At 62.5% G+C, this 19,873-nt stretch carries 19 protein-coding genes and 1 tRNA gene; 9 read left to right on the forward strand and 11 right to left on the reverse strand.

The annotated features are described in order from the left end of the window. Positions 1 to 85 precede the first annotated feature (85 nt). The 3 genes from asd to F8E02_RS08500 all read left to right on the forward strand — a co-directional run bounded on the left by asd (position 86) and on the right by F8E02_RS08500 (position 2,084). Complete coding sequence (gene asd, locus F8E02_RS08490) at positions 86 to 1,102, forward strand: aspartate-semialdehyde dehydrogenase (RefSeq protein WP_317065059.1); 1,017 nt, start codon at positions 86 to 88, stop codon at positions 1,100 to 1,102. A 13-nt stretch (positions 1,103 to 1,115) separates the two neighbouring features. After that, on the forward strand, positions 1,116 to 1,391 hold the full coding sequence (gene albA, locus F8E02_RS08495) for a DNA-binding protein Alba (RefSeq protein ID WP_317065060.1): 276 nt from the start codon (positions 1,116 to 1,118) through the stop codon (positions 1,389 to 1,391). A gap of 243 nt (positions 1,392 to 1,634) precedes the next feature. After that, positions 1,635 to 2,084: a hypothetical protein gene (locus tag F8E02_RS08500; RefSeq protein WP_317065061.1), complete on the forward strand. Its 450-nt coding sequence runs from the start codon at positions 1,635 to 1,637 to the stop codon at positions 2,082 to 2,084. Positions 2,085 to 2,128: 44 nt separating this feature from the next. Here the strand turns inward: F8E02_RS08500 and F8E02_RS08505 are convergent, their stop codons facing one another. The 3 genes from F8E02_RS08505 to F8E02_RS08515 are packed head-to-tail and all read right to left on the reverse strand — an operon-like array spanning position 2,129 to position 4,671. Next, on the reverse strand, positions 2,129 to 2,806 hold the full coding sequence (locus F8E02_RS08505; protein ID WP_317065062.1) for a TIGR04282 family arsenosugar biosynthesis glycosyltransferase: 678 nt from the start codon (positions 2,804 to 2,806) through the stop codon (positions 2,129 to 2,131). Further along, positions 2,806 to 3,591, reverse strand: a complete 786-nt coding sequence (locus F8E02_RS08510) for a methyltransferase domain-containing protein (protein ID WP_317065063.1) — start codon at positions 3,589 to 3,591, stop codon at positions 2,806 to 2,808. The genes F8E02_RS08505 and F8E02_RS08510 overlap by 1 nt, the downstream gene beginning before the upstream one ends. 6 nt (positions 3,592 to 3,597) lie before the next feature. Next, on the reverse strand, positions 3,598 to 4,671 hold the full coding sequence (locus F8E02_RS08515) for a radical SAM/SPASM domain-containing protein (RefSeq protein ID WP_317065064.1): 1,074 nt from the start codon (positions 4,669 to 4,671) through the stop codon (positions 3,598 to 3,600). Between the two features lie 84 nt (positions 4,672 to 4,755). Between F8E02_RS08515 and F8E02_RS08520 the strand changes: the two genes are divergently transcribed. Next, positions 4,756 to 5,448: a TIGR04283 family arsenosugar biosynthesis glycosyltransferase gene (locus F8E02_RS08520; protein ID WP_317065065.1), complete on the forward strand. Its 693-nt coding sequence runs from the start codon at positions 4,756 to 4,758 to the stop codon at positions 5,446 to 5,448. Positions 5,449 to 5,464: 16 nt separating this feature from the next. On the opposite strand, the gene F8E02_RS08525 is transcribed toward F8E02_RS08520, so the two are convergent. From F8E02_RS08525 to F8E02_RS08540, 4 genes are all read right to left on the reverse strand, one after another. After that, the gene (locus tag F8E02_RS08525; protein WP_317065166.1) at positions 5,465 to 6,589 is read right to left on the reverse strand and encodes a DUF373 family protein; all 1,125 of its coding nucleotides are present in this window, start codon (positions 6,587 to 6,589) and stop codon (positions 5,465 to 5,467) included. A 57-nt stretch (positions 6,590 to 6,646) separates the two neighbouring features. Next, complete coding sequence (locus tag F8E02_RS08530; RefSeq protein WP_317065066.1) at positions 6,647 to 7,507, reverse strand: coiled-coil protein; 861 nt, start codon at positions 7,505 to 7,507, stop codon at positions 6,647 to 6,649. A gap of 357 nt (positions 7,508 to 7,864) precedes the next feature. Beyond that, complete coding sequence (gene ftsZ, locus F8E02_RS08535; RefSeq protein ID WP_317065067.1) at positions 7,865 to 8,989, reverse strand: cell division protein FtsZ; 1,125 nt, start codon at positions 8,987 to 8,989, stop codon at positions 7,865 to 7,867. A gap of 10 nt (positions 8,990 to 8,999) precedes the next feature. Further along, the gene (locus F8E02_RS08540; RefSeq protein WP_317065167.1) at positions 9,000 to 9,179 is read right to left on the reverse strand and encodes a ribbon-helix-helix domain-containing protein; all 180 of its coding nucleotides are present in this window, start codon (positions 9,177 to 9,179) and stop codon (positions 9,000 to 9,002) included. A gap of 197 nt (positions 9,180 to 9,376) precedes the next feature. Here F8E02_RS08540 and F8E02_RS08545 point away from each other — a divergent pair, with 197 nt between their 5' ends. From F8E02_RS08545 to F8E02_RS08555, 3 genes are all read left to right on the forward strand, one after another. Continuing rightward, positions 9,377 to 10,375: a pyridoxal phosphate-dependent aminotransferase gene (locus F8E02_RS08545; protein WP_317065068.1), complete on the forward strand. Its 999-nt coding sequence runs from the start codon at positions 9,377 to 9,379 to the stop codon at positions 10,373 to 10,375. Further along, entirely contained in the window at positions 10,363 to 10,968 is a 606-nt protein-coding gene (locus F8E02_RS08550; protein ID WP_317065069.1) for an NTP transferase domain-containing protein, read from the forward strand. The genes F8E02_RS08545 and F8E02_RS08550 overlap by 13 nt, the downstream gene beginning before the upstream one ends. Positions 10,969 to 11,069: 101 nt before the next feature. Beyond that, a complete protein-coding gene (locus tag F8E02_RS08555) occupies positions 11,070 to 12,302 on the forward strand; it encodes an ornithine cyclodeaminase (RefSeq protein WP_317065070.1) in 1,233 nt (410 codons plus the stop codon). On the opposite strand, the gene F8E02_RS08560 is transcribed toward F8E02_RS08555, so the two are convergent. Further along, positions 12,299 to 13,285: an archaeosine biosynthesis radical SAM protein RaSEA gene (locus tag F8E02_RS08560; RefSeq protein ID WP_317065071.1), complete on the reverse strand. Its 987-nt coding sequence runs from the start codon at positions 13,283 to 13,285 to the stop codon at positions 12,299 to 12,301. The two genes, F8E02_RS08555 and F8E02_RS08560, sit on opposite strands and share 4 nt — an antisense overlap. 28 nt (positions 13,286 to 13,313) lie before the next feature. Between F8E02_RS08560 and F8E02_RS08565 the strand changes: the two genes are divergently transcribed. Together F8E02_RS08565 and F8E02_RS08570 are read left to right on the forward strand one after the other, a co-directional pair. Beyond that, positions 13,314 to 14,399, forward strand: coding sequence for a hypothetical protein (locus tag F8E02_RS08565; protein ID WP_317065072.1), 1,086 nt, complete (start codon positions 13,314 to 13,316; stop codon positions 14,397 to 14,399). A gap of 39 nt (positions 14,400 to 14,438) precedes the next feature. Further along, positions 14,439 to 14,523, forward strand: a tRNA-Ser gene (locus F8E02_RS08570). A 547-nt stretch (positions 14,524 to 15,070) separates the two neighbouring features. Here the strand turns inward: F8E02_RS08570 and F8E02_RS08575 are convergent. The 3 genes from F8E02_RS08575 to F8E02_RS08585 all read right to left on the reverse strand — a co-directional run bounded on the left by F8E02_RS08575 (position 15,071) and on the right by F8E02_RS08585 (position 19,859). Further along, positions 15,071 to 15,745: a flavodoxin family protein gene (locus tag F8E02_RS08575; RefSeq protein WP_317065073.1), complete on the reverse strand. Its 675-nt coding sequence runs from the start codon at positions 15,743 to 15,745 to the stop codon at positions 15,071 to 15,073. A gap of 90 nt (positions 15,746 to 15,835) precedes the next feature. Next, positions 15,836 to 16,804: an endonuclease/exonuclease/phosphatase family protein gene (locus F8E02_RS08580; RefSeq protein ID WP_317065074.1), complete on the reverse strand. Its 969-nt coding sequence runs from the start codon at positions 16,802 to 16,804 to the stop codon at positions 15,836 to 15,838. A 232-nt stretch (positions 16,805 to 17,036) separates the two neighbouring features. Further along, positions 17,037 to 19,859, reverse strand: a complete 2,823-nt coding sequence (locus F8E02_RS08585; RefSeq protein WP_317065075.1) for an SdrD B-like domain-containing protein — start codon at positions 19,857 to 19,859, stop codon at positions 17,037 to 17,039. Positions 19,860 to 19,873 lie beyond the last annotated feature (14 nt).

Consider the following 19,873-nt stretch of genomic DNA (forward strand, 5'->3'; position numbering starts at 1 on the left):
GCCTATCTCCCAACTCCGGCCCTTCATTCCGCAAAATGAAGAAACCATCTCTTTTAATACCACCTACACTACAGATATTTTGTCTATGATTAACGTAGGAGTGCTTGGTGCCACAGGAGCGGTGGGACAGCGCTTCGTTCAGCTTTTAGCGGATCATCCCTGGTTTAATCTCCAGACGCTCACCGCTTCTGAACGGAGTGCAGGAAAACCGTATGGCAAGGTGGTCAACTGGCGCCTCGATGCGCCGTACCCGGACAACGTCAGCGATCTCGTCGTCACTCCCACAACCGTCGAGAGTGTCAAAGACTGCGACCTTGTCTTCTCAGCGCTGCCTGCGGATGTGGCGACGTCTCTTGAGACCGAGATCGCCGACGCGGGTATCGGTGTCTGCAGCAACGCCCGTTCGCACCGCATGGACCCTGAGGTCCCGCTGGTGATCCCGGAGGTCAACCCCGATCACCTGGGGCTGATCGACGTCCAGCGGGACCGCGGCCGCGGCGGGTTCATCGTGACCAACCCGAACTGCTCGACCATCGTCCTCGCACTGGCCCTCGCCCCTATCAGGTCGTTTGAGTTCCACGACGTGCGTGCAGCGACCATGCAGGCGATCTCGGGAGCCGGGTTTGCCGGCGTCTCTGCCATGGACATCTACGACAACGTCATCCCCTACATCGGCTCCGAAGAGGAGAAAATGGAGACCGAGACCCTCAAGATCATGGGGAAGTTCAACGGTTCCGAGGTGATCCCCGCACCGTTCCGCGTGAGCGCAAGCTGCCACCGGGTTCCCGTCATCGACGGGCACACCATTGCGGTCTGGATCGACGTGAAGGAGCCGGTTGACGAAGTGAAAAAAGCTTACGCAAACTTTAAGTCACCTTTAAGCAATCTACCCTTGCAGCCGGCAAAGGCAGTTGAGCTCCTCGACCAGTCCGACCGTCCGCAGCCGCGGCTCGACCGTAACCGGGGGCGGGGCATGACGGTATCTGTCGGGAGAATCAGGGAAGGATTGCGGTTCGTTGCGCTCGGACACAACACCATCCGTGGGGCCGCAGGCGCATCCGTCCTCAACGCGGAGCTGATATGCTCGAAGAAGTACCTTTAGACGAGGTGGGCGAATGATAAAGGATAACACAGTATTCGTTGGAAACAAGCCAGTCATGAACTATGTGCTCGCGGTGGTCACCCAGTTCAACAACGGAGCGGAGGAAGTCGCGATCAAGGCCCGGGGGAAGGCAATCTCACGTGCGGTCGATACGGCCGAGATTGCGCTCAACCGGTTCCTCGAGAACGTGAACAAGAAGGAGATCTTCACCTCGACCGAGATGATCGACACCGACACAGGCAAGACGAACGTCTCCAGTATCGAGATCGTCCTCACGCATGCGAGGTAGGGTTAGAGGCACTTTTTTATTCCATCGTTTTTTACTCTATCGGGATGCACGACGGAACCTATCCGCCGGGCTCCCGTACAGTTCACGCGGTACCTCTCCGTCCCGAGATCTGCGCTCCCGGGCACCGGAGTACCGAAAAATCGGGTCTTATTTGAGTGAGGATGCCGATATGCCGGTAAAACGGCCTCTCCTACGCCGGTGCACCATAAAGCATTTATGACCCCTTCCATAACTATTCTATTAATGAAGTGGCTGGCCTTCGGCGTCATGCTGATGCTGATATCCACTCTCGTCTTGCCCGTAGCAGCGGAGGGCGAGGAGCGGTACAGTTACATCACCGTTCAGGACGTTACCGTCCGGCTGGAGAACGAGGATGCTTTCGTCACCATGAACTATACGGTCGACGGCGGCATCAAGTTTCTCGTTCTCCTCCTCGGAAAATCCGACCTGAGACAGAAGGCGCTCGGCATACTGAACTTCAACGATACGGAGGTCCGCCGTCTCGATCTCGAGTGTATCGAGGTGCGCGTCAACAACGTCTCCGATGATTACGGACGGGGATCCTACTGGTTCCCGGCGCACAGGTTCGGCGTGGTCGTGCCGTCGGTCACCATCGTCACCCCGCACGACATCAAATACTACGAGAACATCAGCGAGTTCCCTGAAGGGTTCGGCTATTTTGCCGGGCAGTGAGAGGGCCGGGGATCCGGTCTTCGTGGGCAGGTTTCTGCCCGGCTTTACGTTTTCGGCAGCAGCCCTATCTCCTCCAGGGCGCGGCGGGTATGACGGGCAACGGTCCCGTCTTTGGGCGACGGCGCCACCTCGCGGCAGAGGCGGTCCAGATCGGCTGGCGTGTCGATGTCGTACCAGGGGTCAAGCAGGGAGACCGTGAGGTCCAGGCGCCCGGCAACCTCGACGGTCCGCTGCGTCACATGAGCCGAGCTCCAGGGGATGCCGGAGAAGAGGCGGGGGATGGATCCGTGCATCCCGATCAGGTAGTAACCGCCGTCGTCGCAGGGCCCGATGACGAGATCGCTCTCGCGGAGTCTCCGGAAGGCCTCCTCGATATACCGGCCGGGAAGGGTCGGGCTGTCGCTGTCACAGAGCACGGCCGCCGTTGCCCCCCGCGAGAAGAGCGCCTCTGCAACGGAGGCGAGGCGTTGCCCCAGGTCTCTGCCGGTCTGGGGGAGCATGGGGATCTCCGGGGGGACGAGCCCGGCGAGGTGCTCGCCCGGAGCCGGAGGCGTGTAGGCCACGAACGGGGCGATGCCATCGAGCCGGGCGAGACGGGCGATCGCGTCCTGGAGGAAACCGGTGTATAGCCGCGCCGCTTCCGGGGGCGTGAGCGGCGGGATGAGCCGCGTCTTCACCTCTCCCGGGACCGGCACCCGGGCCATAACGGCAGCCGCCTCCATCACTCTTTCCTGCCCACGACGCGGCACCTGCCGACCTTCCCCTCGTCGGCGGCCCTCGCCCAGAGGTCAAGGCCGCGCTCCACGTCCAGAAAGAGATCTATCCCGAAGAGCTCGACGATCCGCTCTTTCAGGTCGTTTGCGAGGGCGTCCTGATAACGGTGCAGGTGCGATGAGAACTCCCTGCTGAGGTCTTCGCACCGCTCCACGACGAACCCGTGCCGCCGGAGCAGCCTCTGGTATCCGTTCAGGGTCTCCATGGAGGAAAAGAGCATGAAGGCGTTGAGGCTCTCGCGTTCAACGTCGCCCATGGGCCCGGCCTCAATCCAGTCGGTGAAGGCGATCCTGCCGCCGGGAGCCGCTACGCGGCGGCACTCGCGTATTAGCCGGTCTTTATCGGTCACGTAGCACCAGGCGTCCTGCCCCCAGACAATATCGAACGTCCCCGATCGGAAGGGCATATCGAGGGCGTTCCCGAGCCGGAAGGCGACTCGATTGCTGAGGCCTGCGTCTGCGGTGCGTCTGACCGCCTCGTCCACCATCCGTCCCGTTGCATCGAGACCGGTCACCCTCGCGCCGTAGGTGCGTGCCAGGTGACGGGCAGGGCCCCCGAGACCGGAGAGGACGTCCAGCACCCGCGTGCCCGCATTCACGCCCGCAACCTCCGCGAGAATCCCGGTCTCCTCTCTCCCGCCGACATGGATCTCCTCGCCCATCAGCATCTCCCAGATCCTGCCCACAGGCCCCTCGTAGGCCGCAACGACGTCGCCGATGTTGATATCGGGCACCTTCCTTCACCTCCCGCCCGCCGCCCGCCAGCACTTCGGGTCGGGCCCCAGGGGGTCTCCGGTCTCGTAGTACGCCATCGCCCGGCAGCCCCAGCAGACGGAGTTCTGCTCACACCGGGCGCAGGCGGATGAGCTCGGGCCCTTCCGTCTCATCCCTGAAAAGAGCAGTTCGTCACGGTGATCCGTTACGATCTCGCAGAGTGTCCGGTCCCTGATATTCTTGAATCCCTCCCTGATGACCGAGCAGGGCGTAATGTCGCCGTCCACCGTCACGCAGATCGCGGTCCCGCAGTAGAATTTATCGACGTCCATCGTCCCGAACGAGCGGGGCGAGCCCGGGCAACAGATCGCGTCCCGTGCACGGCAGGCGTCGCGGATCTCGGCAACGGTCGGCACCCATTCCGGGCGGGAGCATGCCCCGCCGACCGTGCACATCTGCGTCAGGCAGACCGTCATCCCGAGTTCCTCGCAGAAGTACCGCATCGTCCTCGCAAGGTCGCTCCCGGCAAGCGGCCGCGTGAACGTGATGCAGTTGACCAGCTCGCTCGCGGGTTTGCCGAAGGCCTGAAGGTTCTCGATACCGCGGCAGATCGCCCGTATCTTCTCCCGGGCATCCCCATCGTGGAGCCGGGCATAGATCGCGGGGTCGAGGGTATCCAGGTGGACGGAGATGAAGCCGCCTTCCGTTACGGCGACGGCCTGCTCCGCGATAGAGGGATCGGCGAGCGGGATGCCGCTCGACCAGATGTTGTTGACGAGACCGAGATCCCGGGCCTGCAGTGCGAGATCGTGCCAGTCTCCGCGGGCCAGCGGGTCGCCTCCCAGCCAGTCGACGACTCTCACGCCCATCGCAGCCGCCGAGGTGAGGACGGCTGCGATATCGGCGGCGGGGAGTTCCCTGACCTGGCCGGCATCGGGCGGGGCGTAACAGTAGCGGCACCCCTGCGGGCAGGCGAGGGTCGACTCGATCTGCAGCGAGTAGACCCGTTCCTCCTCAAAATAGCGCATCACGTCTCCTGCAGCGGGATGAAGGCAGCCCCGCGTGATGGCCGTATCGACGTTCCGTCCCTCATCGTTCATGGCAGCAGCCTCGCGAACACGCTCCTACCATGCGCATCATCATATATCTCGGTGACGGAGATGTGGCTGAGGAGAGGACTCTTCATGCTCTCGATCGTCACGCCGGTGCTCAATGAGGAGGAGAATGTCCCCGCATTTCTGGCCCATATCGAGGCTCTCGAGGGACCGCTTGAGCTGATCGTCGTCGACGGCGGGAGCACGGACGGCACGTGTGCGGCACTCCGGGCGGCAGCGGGCTCGTTCTCCCGTCGAATCGCCGTGCTCTCCTCCCCGGCAGGGAGGGCCATCCAGATGAACGCCGGAGCCCGGCACGCCACGGGAACCGTTCTGCTCTTCCTTCACGCCGACTGCAGAATCGCTCCGGATGCCCCGGGTGCTATCGGTCGGGCGCTGGAAGAGGACGGGGTGATCGGCGGGGGTTTCCGTCATGCGTTTGAGAGTCGCGATCCCCTCCTCTCCCTGACGAGCTGGTTTGGGAACCTGCTGGCGGCGCGGACGCAGACCTTCTTCGGCGACTTCGGCATATTCATCAAAAAAGAGGCCTTCTTTGCGATCGGGGGATACGAGCCGCTCCCCTACCTGGAGGACGTGGAGTTCTCGCGGGCGGCACGCCGGTATGGAAGGCTGGTCCTGGCGGACCGTCCCATCGGCGTATCGCCGCGGCGGTATCTCGAGGTCGGGAAGTATCGCCTGAGCGCCGTCTACATCCTGGTGATGCTCCTCAACGTGGCCGGTATCAGGCCGAAGCGGTTCCTCCGCTACGTCGTTGATAAATGAGGGGATGCCCGAACCTTCACGCGCCTCTCTTCAGCGGGACCGGCTCTCGCTCGTCCACCCAGCGGCCGAGGAGCGACTGGAGGTAGACGCCGAAGAACGCGCAGAAGAGACCGCCGATCGTCGCGAAGATGATGTACTTCACTCCATCCGCACTCGTTATGGGGAAGCCGGGGATATCGCTGATCGAGAGGATGTAGATGCTCGCACCGTAGGCGATGGCCCCTATGGCGAGCACGAAGAACGGCAGGGCGACCACCCGCTGGATCGCCTCCCGCTCGTTCAAGAAGACGTCGATGATCTTTCCAACCGATGCAACGAGGCCGGCGGCGGTGAACCAGATGATGGCACCGTAGATGAACGCGAGGATCTGGAAGAAGATGCCGAACGATGTGTAGTACTCAAGGAGGCTGATGAGGCCGAGGACCAGCCCGACGATCCCGAGCAGTATCGCGGCGATATAGGAGACGAAGGTGAACCGGCCGCCGTGCAGCGACGACTTCAACGAAGTGACCAGGTAGCCGAAGACCTCGTCGATACCGACGCCCTTGAAGAGCAGGTAGGTGCCGATGACGCCGACGACGACGATGGTTGCCCCCTCGGGATACCCGAGCAGGTACCCGAGGGCATACAGGAGCATGGCGAGGCCGACCGGGACCAGCACAATCTTCGAGACCTTCGGGTCGTCGAGAAGCCGCTTGAGGATATAGTAGGTCCCTTCGAGGTTCGGCATCTGGTTGACCACGACCCGCCGCACGCTGCTGACCGGCACCCGGGACTGGATGATCGGGAGGACGTACTCGTCCTCGGCACCGTCCGTCACCAGGATGCAGGATGTGGAACCCGTTGCCGTGAGGATCGTATCGATGTCCGCCGCAATCCTCCGGTCGCCCTCGAGCATGTTCATGTGGTTGCCGCAGAGGACGGCGACGGCGACCTCCTCCCCCCGCTTGACCAGGTCGTCGTAGAGCCGGATCGTCTCGAAGATCGCGTTGATGTCGGAGTCTTCGGGATCGGTCAGGGCAAGGGATGTGGCCGCATGGAGGCATGCCTCTCTGCCCACGATGGGACCATCGATCCGGGCTTTGAACCCCAGATCGTCATCGCGATCGACACAGAGGACGAGCGTCCGCTCTTTTGCCATGCAATAGAACATCTCCTCGGATCTATTAAATAATTTGCAGCAGGGGATAAAAAAGTATTAAATAAGTTTTGCACGCTGCAGCAGGAGCAGGTCGTCGGTCGTGAGTTTTTCTCCGCCGCGGAACTGCTGGAAGATGCGCTCCGCCTCTTTCCGGACGGCCTTCTGCTCCTTGGTGACTTTGGTCTTCTTGGTCTTCTTACGCAGGCCGGAGATGACCTTGTCGTAGTCGCGGAGCTCCTTCTGGCAGGCGATGAACTGCTTGTGCTCCTCGTCGGCCGACTCCTGGGCCTCGACGAACTGCTGGTGAGCCTTGTCCGCCTCCTCGCGGGACTTGTCGGCCTTCCGGTAGGACTCCACCATCAGGTCGTGGTGCTGCTGTGCGGCCTCGGCCTTCTCGGTGACGTCTTTGTGGATCTCGGAGGCAAGCCTGCGAAACTCGCGGGCGTCGGTGAGCTTCGTCCGCATCTCCTTGTTCTGCTCGAACTCGGCCTCCTGGTCCTTTGCCGCCGCCTTCAGCTGCTTGATCTTCTCGATCAGCTCGCGCTCTTTATCGGTGCTGTAGACCTCGGTCTGCTGCTTGAACTCCAGGTGCTCGATCTGCTTCTGGATCTCCTTGACGCCCCGGTTCTTGAGGTTGCCGTGGTCCTTCTTGAAGGACTCGATCTCATCGAAGAGCGTGTTGGCCTTGTCGTTGTAATCGTTTCTCTGGTCCTTCAGCGCCTGAACTTCCTCGTTGATCTTGTCCCGCTGCTCCTTGTGCTGCTGCGCCTCCTCGACGAACTCGCGGGTCTGGGTGTTTAAGGTGTTGCGTTCGCGGGCGTTTTTGCTGGCGAGCGCGTTCAATTCATTGCGCCGGTCTTTGTGCTGTTCAGACTCCGCAAGGACTTTCTTTCTCTTCTCAATCAGATCGTTCAGCATTCTCTACCAATCCTCGATATTCGGTACCTGTCTCATATCCCCGCCAGCAGGATCGCTCCCGTGTGTCCAGAGGGATACCGGAGGCTGATGTAGCGGCTACACCACAAGAAAAGACGTTTTCCGGACTCGTCTTCGAGGCCGTCGTTCAGCGGTCTGTTCATGTGTTCAACCTCGGTACTTGGCAATCGCAGAACTTGTGGTTCTGCGCCCTGCACAATACACCCCGTGCTGGAGGGATTATACAAGAACGTCTATATTTCAAACGTCATCTCTGCTATTAAGTATTTCGCAGGAGAATCGGGCGGCGCGCTGCCGGGGGGCGATCGGGACAAAATGATATAAGGGGGTTGGGTGACTTCAGAGGAAGTCGATGAGGTGTCCGCTCGGGGCGTCTCCGGCGATGCGCCTGCCCATGGGCGCGCCGGACCGCTGTGTCGCCGGTTCGTAGGTGCGGTGGCTCCCGAGGATCTGCGCGCTCTTGACGCCGGTCATGACCGCCATGACGCGGACTCTTCCCTCGTAGTCGCTGTTCACCCGCGCTCCCCAGATGACATCGGCGTGGGGGTCGAGTTCGTAGGTCAGGGAGCTTGCTATCTCTTCGGCGTCCTGGAGAGTCAGGTCGTTGCCGCCCGTGATGTGGATGAGGCTCCCCGTCGCCCCGCGGTAGTCGATGTCGAGCAGGGGGTGGTTGAGGCATTCGTGGACGACGCTCTCGGCCTTGTTCTGCTGCTTGCTCTCTCCGACGAGCATCACGGCGACGCCTCCCTTGCTCATGATGGCGCGTACGTCGGCGTAATCGATGTTGATGAGAGACGGTTCCGTGATCGTCTCGCTGATGCCCTTGACAGTCTCCGCGATGAGCTGGTCCATGACCGAGAATGCCTGGCCGAGCGGGAGGTTCGGCACGTACTTGATGAGGCGGTTGTTGTCGAGGACAATCACCGAGTCGGCCGAGGCCGAGAGCTGCTCAAGCCCTTCTTCCGCACGAAGAAGCCGGGCCTTCTCGACCTGGAAGGGATAACTGACCATGCCGACGACGATCGCACCCTGCTCCTTTGCGATCTGCGCGACGACCGGGGCAGTTCCCGTGCCGGTACCTCCACCCATACCGGCGGTGATGAAGACGAGGTCCGCGTCGCAGAGCAGGGTTTCGAGGGTCGGACGGGCCATCTCGGCCGCACGCCTGCCGACGTCGGGGAACCCGCCGGCGCCGAGACCCTTGGTGAGCGACTTGCCGACAAGCACCCTCTTGTCCGCCTGGATCATGTCCAGGTGCTGCTTGTCCGTGTTGATCGCGATCGTCTCCGCACCGTTCACCTGCATGTGATACAGGCGGTTGACGGTGTTGTTGCCCGCACCGCCGCATCCGACGATGACAATCCTCGGCTGGCCGAGGATGTCGTCTTCTCCCTCAACCGAATCCGTCTTCAGGAATTTTTCGCGTTCCGCGTGTTTTAACGCCTCGTTGATGATCGTCTGCATTTAATACCTCCTAAACCTGGAATGAAATCTGATCGGCCTCGCGTAGAGCACGGTTTCCATGTTTCTCCAGAAGCGCCCTGACCGAATACCTCACAGCCTCCGATACCGTGGGGAACTCGCCAGCCTCCACCAGCCTCTCGAGCATCTCAACCTGCTGCCGGGGCAGTCTGATAGTTATCCGATCCATCATCTCAATCACTCGTATCTGACATATGGCAGCCTGAAGTCTGCCATTTGTCAGACTACGGTGATCTTTTCGTCTGACTTCATCAGATAAGCCATAATAATATTTGTATCGTATATATACCTTCTGAAATGAGTTTTTGTCCGACATAACGGTTTTATGGATAGCAGCCGACAACATACCTTCACAGGATTGCCAGAGATATGAGAGATAACCTTCCCGAACGGATGGAGCACGGTGGCCGGGTGCGCTGGCACCGCACCCGGGAGCAGGGCAGGCTGCTCGACTTCAGCGCCAACGTGAACCCCTACCCCCCGGAGATCCCCTGGAACCCCGACCCTTCGGCGCTTTATGATTACCCGGACGACCGATATGAGGCGCTCAAAGAGGAGATCGGGAGAGCATTCGGGCGCGGGACGGATGAGATCGCCGTCGGCAACGGATCCGTCGAATTGATCCGCGCGTTCTGTTCCGCCGTGCTCGGCAGGGGAGACGCCGCCTGCATCGTCCCTCCGACGTTTGCCGAGTACGAGATGGCGGTGAGGCTTGCCGGTGCCCGTTGCACCCCCAAAGAGGCCGGGGCCGCCGTCCGGTTCCTCTGCAATCCGAACAACCCCACGGGAAGGCTCTGCAGCCGGGAGGAGGTCCTCCGGCTGCTCTCTGGGACGGCCGCCCGGGGGAGCTACCTCTTCCTCGACGAGGCCTTCATCGAACTCGCCGACCCCCGCCAGAGCGTTGTCGATGTCCGCCACGAGAATCTCTTTCTCCTGCGCTCCTTGACGAAGAGCTTCGCCGTGCCGGGGATCCGGTTCGGCTACGCGTTCGGCACGCCCGAACTGATCGCGAGGGTGGAGACGGTTCGCCTCCCCTGGACGGTCAACACGTTTGCCGAGGCCTTTGCCATAGAGGCCTTCCGGCACTATGACCTGCTCCGTGCGTCGCGGGAGCGGATCGCCCGCGAGCGAGAATGGCTCTCTGCCGGCCTTGAGAGCCTCTGCCTCACCTACGAGCCGCCGTCTGCAAACTATATCCTTATAGAAATCCCGCTCCCCGCGGAGCTGCTTGTCGAACGGCTCCTCTCGCGCGGCATCCTCGTCCGGGACTGCCGGTCGTTCGGGCTCCCCTGTCATATCCGCGTGGCCGTGCGGACCCGTGAGGAGAACCGGCAACTGATCGAGGCGCTCGAAGCATGCTTGCCCTGATCATGGCCGGGGGGCAGGGCTCCCGGCTCGGGATGGGCGAGAAGCCGCTCGTCACGATCTGCGGGCGGCCGATGCTCGCCTACGTCGTCGACGCTTTTAGGGCTGCAGGACACGAGGTGGTCGTGGTCGCCTCGCACCGGACCCCGTTCACCAAGAACTGGTGCCGGGCGCAGGGGGTCGCCCTGTATGCGGCCGAAGGGCTCGGCTATGTCGAGGATATCCGTGCGGCGGCGACGGACCTCGCGGGGGTCGGAGAGCCCTTCTTCACCTGTGTCTCCGACCTTCCTTGCCTTGCGTCCGATATCGTCGCCGGCGTCGAGGAGGCCTGGCGCCGGGCGGGGACGGCGGCCTGCTCCACGTGGGTCCCCCGCGCCCTCTGCGAAGAGCACGGCTGCCGCACGCAGTACGTGGAGACGGTCGACGGCGTCCCGGCCTGCCCGGCCGGGATCAACATCCTGACGGCGGGCGACCTCGGCGGCCCCCAGGATGAACTCCAGCTTCTCCTCCCCGACCGGAGGCTCGTCTTCAACATCAACACGCGCGAGGAGCTCGTGCTGGTGCAGGATTACCTCTGCCGGAATCGGAATCCGTAGCCTCCGGGGCTGCCTGCCGCAGCCGGAGTGGGTCCCCGTCGCGGGATACGCCGCGAGCATGCGGGGAAACTGTATTATCCGACTATCACCGATCTCTATATATGGAGTTCTGCCGGGAAATCGAACTGGAGGGCCATATCATCGATTCCGGCGTTATGACCCTTGTGTTTGACAGGATCATGGATATGGGAGGGGAATTCGAGATCCTCACGTTCAACGTCGGGAAGCAGAAGACGGACACGAGCTACGCACGGCTGCGCGTGGCGGCTCACGCAGAGGGGCAACTCGAGGCCATCCTCTCCGAACTGCACCGGCTCGGCGCACGCACCCCCGAGATCGACGACATCACCCTTGTACCGGCCGAGGGTGACCGGATCGTCCCGAAAGGGTTCTACTCGACGACCAACCACCCGACCTTCGTCAAATACCAGGGTGAATGGCTGCCTGTCGAGAACATCGAGATGGACTGCCATATCGTGATCGACGAGGAGCAGAAGAGGGCGTTCTGCACCCCGATCTCGAAGATCAAGGCCGGCAATCTCGTCGTCGTCAGCGAGGGCGGCGTGCGGGTGGTCTACCCCGAGCGGCCGCGGAAGGTCAGCACCTTCGAGTTCATGCACGGAACCGTCTCGTCGGAGCGGCCGAGCGAGGCGATCATCGCAAAGATCGCCCGCGAGATCCTCGTGATGAAGCAGAAGGGGGAGAAGATCGCGCTCGTCGGCGGTCCCGCCATCGTCCACACGGGAGCGGCCGATGCCCTTGCGAAGATGATCCGTACCGGCTACATCGACGTGCTCTTTGCGGGCAACGCGCTCGCCACGCACGATATCGAGTCCAACCTCTTCGGGACGTCGCTCGGGATGAACGTGAAGACGGGCACGCTCGTCACCGGCGGGCACAAGCACCATATCTGCGCCATCAGCGAGATCATGCGGGCCGGGTCGATCAAGAACGCGGTCGACCAGGGGGTCGTCACGGGGGGAATCATGTACGAGTGCGTGAAGAAAGGCGTCCCCTTCGTGCTCGCCGGCTCTATCCGGGACGACGGGCCGCTCCCCGACGTGATCACGGACGTCGTGGAGGCGCAGGACGCCATGCGCCGTCACATCCACGATATCGGGATGGTGCTGATGGTGGGCACCCTCCTCCACTCGATCGCCGTGGGGAACTGTCTCCCCTCCTACGTCAAGACGGTCTGCGTCGATATCAACCCCGCGTCGGTGACGAAACTGATGGACCGGGGCACGACCCAGGCGATCGGCGTCGTGAGCGACGCCGGGACGTTCCTCCCGCTGCTCTGCGAGCAGCTGAAGGAACAAAAAGAGAAGTGCTAGCGGGTGAGCGGCATACAGAACGGTTCTTCCCGTTCCAGCACGAATTCCCACTCTTCTTTACACCCGCACTCCGTCTCGGCGAGGGCACGGAGGAGTTCGACGTCTTCCGTCAGCGAGTAGTCGCCGATCCCCTTCACGATCGGGCCATCGCAGGTGCCGCAGTTGTGTGGGCCGCGGGCCTGCCCGCCGCCGACGGGGTCGCAGAGGACGTGCACGGGCGATCCGATCAGCACGTCAAGGACGCTCCAGAGGTAGGGCGGGCGGAAGGCCTGCTGGTTCCAGAGGCGCTCGACCTCGGTCCTGCTCTGGACGGTGCAGAGGTTCATGGAGATGCTCTCGGCGACCGTGGAGACGTCCCTGATGGAGCGGACCATGTCGTCGCGGGCCTCGCGCTCGGTAAGAAACGGGGGTTTCATCATCAGATAGGCCTTCACGTCGGTCCCGGCGGCGTGTGCGACCCCTGCGGCGCGGAGGAAGTCGGCGTAGGTGAACCCCTTATCGATGCTCTTCTCCCTGATGGCGTCGTTCGTGGTCTCAAGCCCCATCGCGACGGCGAGCGGCCGCGACCAGGTGCCGGTATCGATGCCGTCCCGAAACTCTTCGAGCGCCTCTGCATCGACATATTCGGGCCGGGTCTCGGCGATGACGAGCTTGCCCCTGAACGCCTCCGCGACGGCGCGGCGGGCTGCAGGGGGGACCTCGTTGGGGTCGAAGAAACTGCCGGAGGTGAAGATCTTGAGCATCTGGTAATCGTCGTCGCGGAAGTTCTCTTTGACCCAGCGGACCTGGCGGATCAGCCGCTCGGCGAGCTCGTCCCGGGGGAGGTCCGGGTAACGCTCGTGCCGGTAGCCGCACATCCGGCAACGGTTCCAGGAGCATCCGCCGCTCCGGAAGATAACCGTCAGCGTATCGAGGATCTGCCCGTCATAGCGGTCTTTCCCCCGCCAGGACGCCAGCGGTTTCTCGGTAAATTTGGATAGCATTATACCTCATATTCGTTGATGTACTGGTATGAAAAGGATCGCATGGCTGACGCTTGTTGCTGCGATGGTGCTTGTCGGCACGGTGTCTGCCGCGTACGTCGCAATCAGCGGGCCGCAGACCGTGTACGTCGGCAGCCCGCTCGATGTCACGGGCACCTCGATTCTGGGAGAGGCCGGAACGCCTTCGCTCAGCCCGGGATTCAGCACGGAGATCATCCTGTATAATGTCCAGCACGCAAAACGCGAAGTGGCCCGGAAGACGATCGTCGTGCAGCAGGACGGCAGGTTCTCCGCGACGTTTGATACCGGGGGCCTTACTGCAGGCCAGTACCTGATCGAGATCATCGATCCCACGCGGACCACCTTCGGGAGTACTTCAAAGACCCAGCTCTTCGTCACTCTGGTCGACCGTTCAGGGGATCTCAGGGTAGATTCTCCGTCGAATCAGGAGTTCGACGGCAGCCTCGACCTCCGGGGCGCGATCAGCGGGATCGGTAGCGCCGGCGTGCAGATCGAGGTCGAGCACCAGGGCGCCACCGTCTACGGGCCGAAGTTCATCGCCACCAACGCCGACGGGGCGTTCTCTACGGCGGTGCCCATCTCCGCCGCGGGCGTCTACAGGGTCACCTTCGGAGATTCCAGGGGCTACATCGGCACCCGTGAGTTCGTGATCTCCGGAACCCCCGGCCCGACGGCGACGCCGGCGATGATCTCCGCGAGCGCCCCCGCGACGCGGTCCGCCCCGGCATACTTTGAGGTTGATACGAAGAGCGGCACGGTGACGATCGTGACGTCGGCCGGGATCGACTGGGTGGTCGAGTACATCGACGAGGACAACAACTCCCGCAAAGTCAACGACAAGGGCATGCTCGAGCCGGAGACCGTGACGGTTGCGGCACGGGGAGGCCCGGTCTACGTGAAGGTCTACCCTATGAGCTACAACGACAGCGGAGCGGTGCAGGTCTCGGCGTCGAACGCGGACGCAGTCCGGGTGAGCCAGACCGCGCCCGGCCTCTTCGGAGACGCGGTTCCCACCCCGGCGCAGGCCGCACCGGTCCCCGCGCTCCTCGCGCTCCTCGCACTCCTTGCGGTCGTCCTCGCGCGCCGGGGATGAACAACCTTTTTTTATCCGCCGACCAATAGGTTAAGGCGAGCCGGGATAGTCTAGTCCGGGAAGGCGGTGGCCTTGAAAGCCTCTGGTGCCTGGCACCTCGGGAGTTCAAATCTCCCTCCCGGCGCTCACTGTTTATGTCCGGGCCGTGGCGAAGAGCACGGCGCCTTTTGATCCCTGTTGACAGAACTCAATACTTCGCTAAATCTTGCACCTGGCATCACGTGATGCGGTCTCGCGCAACGCCGCGATGTGCGGGCGGGTCGAACGACTGGAGCTCAAGCACCGAAGGTGCGAAGAAGCGCTGACGGTACCCCGGACACTGGACTTCGCGTTCTTCGCGCCTCGCACCTGCGGTGCTCAAGCTCGCTTACGCTCGCACTTCGCGTGAGGTACTTGGTGCTGATATCGATACAGTCTCACACGAAGACGCGAAGCCGCGAAGGGGGGGCGAAGTGCGATGGGCCGAAGGGTGCGACGTTCCAACGGAACGGAGCTGGAGCACCGAAGGTGCGGGTCCGGAGTTCGAGCACCGCTAGGTGCGACGCGAGGTCGATGGTTTACCTTCGAGCGGGCTTCCTCACAACATTAGTGAAGTACTGGAGCTCGCGTGTGTGTAACGCGGCTGCCCGGGCTTGGGAAAGAGTGGTTGAGACCGTTACAGCCGCCCGGTCTCACTCGTCCCTGATCCAGCCTTCCCGCACCCACCGTTCGTACTCGTCCGGCCGCCAGTCCCGGTTCGCCCGCACTATCCCGGCAAAATAATCCCGGTTCTCCGCCATTTCGGCCTCCTGGTCCGGGTATCGCGGCCGGTCGCCGAGGGCACGGACGAGCCGCCGGCCGAGATCGCGTGCCGCCGGCTCCGCCCGGTCGATCGCCTCCGGGCCGTCGTCGAGCGCGACGCTCATCCCTCCGACCGCCGCCACCCCGAGATAGTTGAGGGCGTGGTTCAGGTAGCCGACGACCGCGTCGCCGCCCGATACCTGCGTGGTCGCGAGACTGCAGCCGTACTTCCCGGCGAGAGTCTGGTAGTGGATGGCGTCCGCCAGACGGTCGATGAAGACCTTCATCTGCCCGCTGACGTTGTCGACGTAGACCGGCGAGGCGAGCACCAGCCCGTCGGCGTCCAGCATCCGGTCGTATGCGGCAGCAAAGTCATCGGCAAAGACGCACGTTCCATCCAGGCTGCAACTCTCGCAGGCGGTGCAGGGGACGATCTGGAGGTCGGCGAGGTCGATGAGGTCGACCCCGGCCCCGGCACTTTCGGCCCCGGCAAGCACGAGGCCTGCAAGTTTTCTCGTCCTGCTCCGCATCCCCCGCGGGCTTCCCACTATTGCGGCAATCTTCACGCTTCCGTCACTTCCGGGGGAAGCGTTAGCCCCGATGCGGGAAAATAGTTTAGAACCGGGAAGCGGCCCCCTGTGGAGCGAAAGGATCGTTCACGGCTCGAAGTCTACCACCACGGCCGAGTGGTCGCTCAGCCCCTGCCCCCGGAGGTCGTGCAGGTACCAGCACGCCGTCGGGTTCAGGCGCGCGGAGGCGAAGACATGGTCGTAGCGCTTGCACTTCGGGACGTCCTCGGGGCCGCGGTCGGGGCACCAGCTGTACTCCCGTGCCCGGTAGCCGTGCAGTCTCCGGAAGACGTCGGGGAGGTCGTACTCCGCAAGGCCGGAGAGGACGTTCATCTCGGCGTTATACCACCACTTCCTCGGCCGGCCGAGATACTCGTCGTTCTCGGAGACCGTGGTGGTATAGGCCTCGTCCGGGACGATGTCGCGGTAGAAGGGGACGATCGTTCCGTCGGAGAGTTCCGCTTCAGGGATATGGAGGTCACCGCAGAGGATCCGCGGCCTCATCGATCTCACGGCGAGACGCTGGTAGATCCCGACCAGCGTTTCCGCCTTGACGATCTCGTTCCTCCGGCCGCCTATCGCCGTCGGCACATGAGCGTTGTGGAGCTCGAACTCGCCCGTGGGTGCGCTGACGGCGGCGGAGACCAGCCGCTGCTTCCACGGGATGTCGAAGTCGAGCGGGTTTAACGGCGTGAGGGGATACCTGCTCGCGATAAGGCACCCGTAGTCCTTCGCTTCGGCGGTCGGCGAGCACTGCTCGGAGAGCCGGGAGATGTTGTATGCGAACTGGAAGGGATCGTTCGCGTTCCGCGAACGGAGTTCGTTCAGACGCTCGGCCATATATGCCACCCGGGCGATCTCCACCAGGCCCAGGCTGTCGACGGAGTAGACCAGCCCGAAGTTCTCCAGTTCTTCACGGAAGAGCGGCAGTGCCCGGTCCGTCACTTCCTGGAAGGCGACGATATCCGGCGAATGCTGGCAGACTGCTTCGACCTTCTTCTCCACGCTCTTTAAACCGGAGCGGAAGAGATCTATGTTCCACGATATGAGCCGCATGGTGCCAATACATTGCGCGTTGGCGTTCCTTGCTCATTAAGACATCGAGTTTAGAACGGTGTTGCGGGACCTGTTCAGGATGTTTGAGCGGTCTGCCGCAGAGCGCACGCCAAAAAAAGGGGAACTTCCGGTCGGCACCGGCCTCCCGGCAAAGGGGCCGCTCTCCGCACAATCTCCGCGCCGGAAGCGCCCGGTGCTGCCTCGCCCGGACAGAGGAGTCTCTCCCGCGGGCCTACACATACACAATGCCGCTTTCATTCGTCTCTCCTTGCGGTGTCATCTCCTCTTCCGGCGTCACCTCCTCTTCAGGTGTTGTCTCTTCTTCCGGCGTCACCTCCTCTTCAGGTGTTATCTCCTCTTCCGGAGTCACTTCTTCTTCAGGTGTCATCTCTTCTTCCGGCGTCACTTCCTCCTCCGGCGTCACCTCTCCTTCCGCGACCGGCGGTACGAGCCCCGCGTTCCAGTCGGTCTGCTCCTCGCCCGGGTCGAGTTCAAACTGCGGCGTCGTACCGGTGGCGGGATCGGCGGTGCTGTCCTCGCCTGCCGGGCTGAAGGTGTAGCCCTCCGGCGGCGTGAAACGCACGGCGTAGGCCCCGGCGGCAACATCAGTAAACCGGTAGGCTCCGGCATCATCCGTCATCATCGTCCCGGCTTCCGCACCACCCATGTCGAGGAGGGTCACCACGATCCCCGCGAGTCCCATCTCGCCGGCATCCCGGATACCGTTCGCGTCCGTATCGTTCCAGGCAATCCCGCCGACAGTAGCGGTCGCTTCTTCGGATACCGCGAGTCCTGCATCGCGGGTGAGGCCCTCTCCCGTCAGTTCAAAGGGCCCGGTCCGGCCGGTCTCCGGGAGGATGTCGCTGTCCAGCGTGTCATCCCCGGCATCCGGCGCAACAAAGGTGAAGCCTTCAGGTGGCATGACCTCGACGATGTAGGTCGTGCCGACCACGCCCTGCAGGGTGTAGTATCCGTCTTCTCCTGTGGTCGTTTCAACGGGGGTTCCGGCCGCATCCGTGACCTGGCTCTCATTTTCGTAGAGGAGCCGCACGAGTACCCCGGGCACCCCTTCTTCGCCCTCGTCCTGAAGCGCGTTCGCGTTCGTGTCATTCCAGACAAAGCCGCCGATGGTGGCGTTCTCGTCAGCTGGTTCTATTACAGCCGTCACGTTCGCCCCGGCATCCCAGTCGGACTGCGTCTCGTTTTCGGCGAGCGTGATCTTCTCCGTCCTCCCCGTTGCCGGGTCGGCGTCGCTGTCAAGAGCGTCGTCGGTACCCTGGTCCATCGGTGTGAAGTTGAAGCCGTCCGGCAGTTCAAAGTGCAGGTAGTAGTCGCCCGCCAGGAGGGCATCGAACTCGTAGGTCCCGTTTGCATCTGTTGTTGTGGAGTTAACGAGTGTCTCATTTATGTGGTAGAGTTCGACGCCGGCATCGGCGATGCCCCCCTCCTCTTCGTCCTGGAGGCCGTTACCGTCGGTATCGTTCCAGACGAAACCGCCGATAGTGCTGTTTGCGGTTGTGTTCGGCACCGGCGGTTCCTGCTGCCTGATCAGCCCGGCATCCCACCAGCACTGCCATTCTCCTGCTTTCAGGGAGATCCTGTCGGTCCTGCCGGTCGTTACGTTCGCATCGCTGTCCAGTCTATCGTTCTGACCGGCATCCTTCACGGTGAACGCGTAGCCCTGCGGGAGGCTGAACCTGATGTAATAATTGCCGGGGTTGAGACCGCTGAAGGAGTATCCCCGGGAGGTGGTAGTCGTGGTGGTGATCGTCCGCTGCTGCGCATCGAGGAGGGTGACGGTGACTCCGGTTATCACTCCCTCGTCTTTGTCCTGGATACCGTTGGCATTGGTATCGTTCCAGACGAAGTTACCGATGCATCCGGTTGTTGGTGCGGGCGGTTTCGGCTTCGGTGTCGGCGGGGGGCACTGCACGGGGCAGACCCTCGGCGGTTTCGGCGGTTTTGCCGGTGGCTGTGTCACACTCTTCTCTATCGTTGCAAGTTTCACGACCCAGGCATCGGTCTCTGGCGTGCCGCCTATCGCCGTGTTGTTGAAAGTTCCGGCGACAACATACCCGGATGCCGCTGTCTGGACGACCGATGCGGCCCGGTCACCCGGGTTTACACCTCCAAACGCCAGGTCGCCCTCGACGGCCCCAAGGCTATCAAGTTTCACGACCCAGGCGTCGTTGTCGGTAGAAAGATTCCCGCTCCTGCCGGCAAAGAGGTACCCGCCGCCGAAGGTGGCGATGATCGATTCGGCCGACTCGTTCTCGTTCGCGTCTCCATAGGTCCAGTTCCAGACGATCTCTCCGTCGGGATTGATTTTGGCGACCAGGGCGTCATCCTCCGTACTGTTGGGGGCGGTCCGGCTCATGTAACTCCCGGCGAAGACGAAGTCCCCGTCCGGAGCAAGGACGATCGAACGGGCAGTATCGTTCTCCTGACCGCCGAAGGTCACGTTCCAGAGCTCGTTCCCGGAGGAGTCGAGCTTCAGGATGAGTGCATCCGTTCCGAACGACTCGAACGATTCCGTGCTTCCTGCAACACCGATCTCACCTGATTCGGTCTCAACAACCGCATAGGCCGAGTCGTTCCACCCCGGTTCCCCGAAGGTCCGGGTCCATTCCTCGTATCCGGAACTGTTGAGTTTGATCACCAGGGCATCGGTATCCGGTTCGCCCCACAACGCTGTCTCACCCGCAATGATGTAGCCTCCGTCCGATGCTCCGGCAACCGCGAACGTCGAGATGTTGACGTCCGGTCCGCCGAAGGTCTCATTCCAGAGGATCTCGCCCTGAGGAGTGAGTTTCATCACCCAGGCGTCGGTATCCTTCCGGTTCTCTTCGGTGACATAGGTGAGTGTCCCTGCAAGGAGGAGATTCCCGTCCGAGGTGTTGATCAGTGCGCGGGCTGTATCTTTTTCCGGGCCGCCATAGGTTCTGTTCCATCGCTCGTCGCCCGATCCGGTCAGATTTACCAGCCAGGCGTCTGCCTCTCCCGCACCGAACGACCCGGTCTCGCCGGCAAAGAGGTATCCTCTATCCCCTGGCACCTGAACGATCGCGT

Source organism: Methanoculleus caldifontis (assembly GCF_032842345.1).
GTDB classification, from domain to species: Archaea; Halobacteriota; Methanomicrobia; order Methanomicrobiales; family Methanoculleaceae; genus Methanoculleus; species Methanoculleus caldifontis.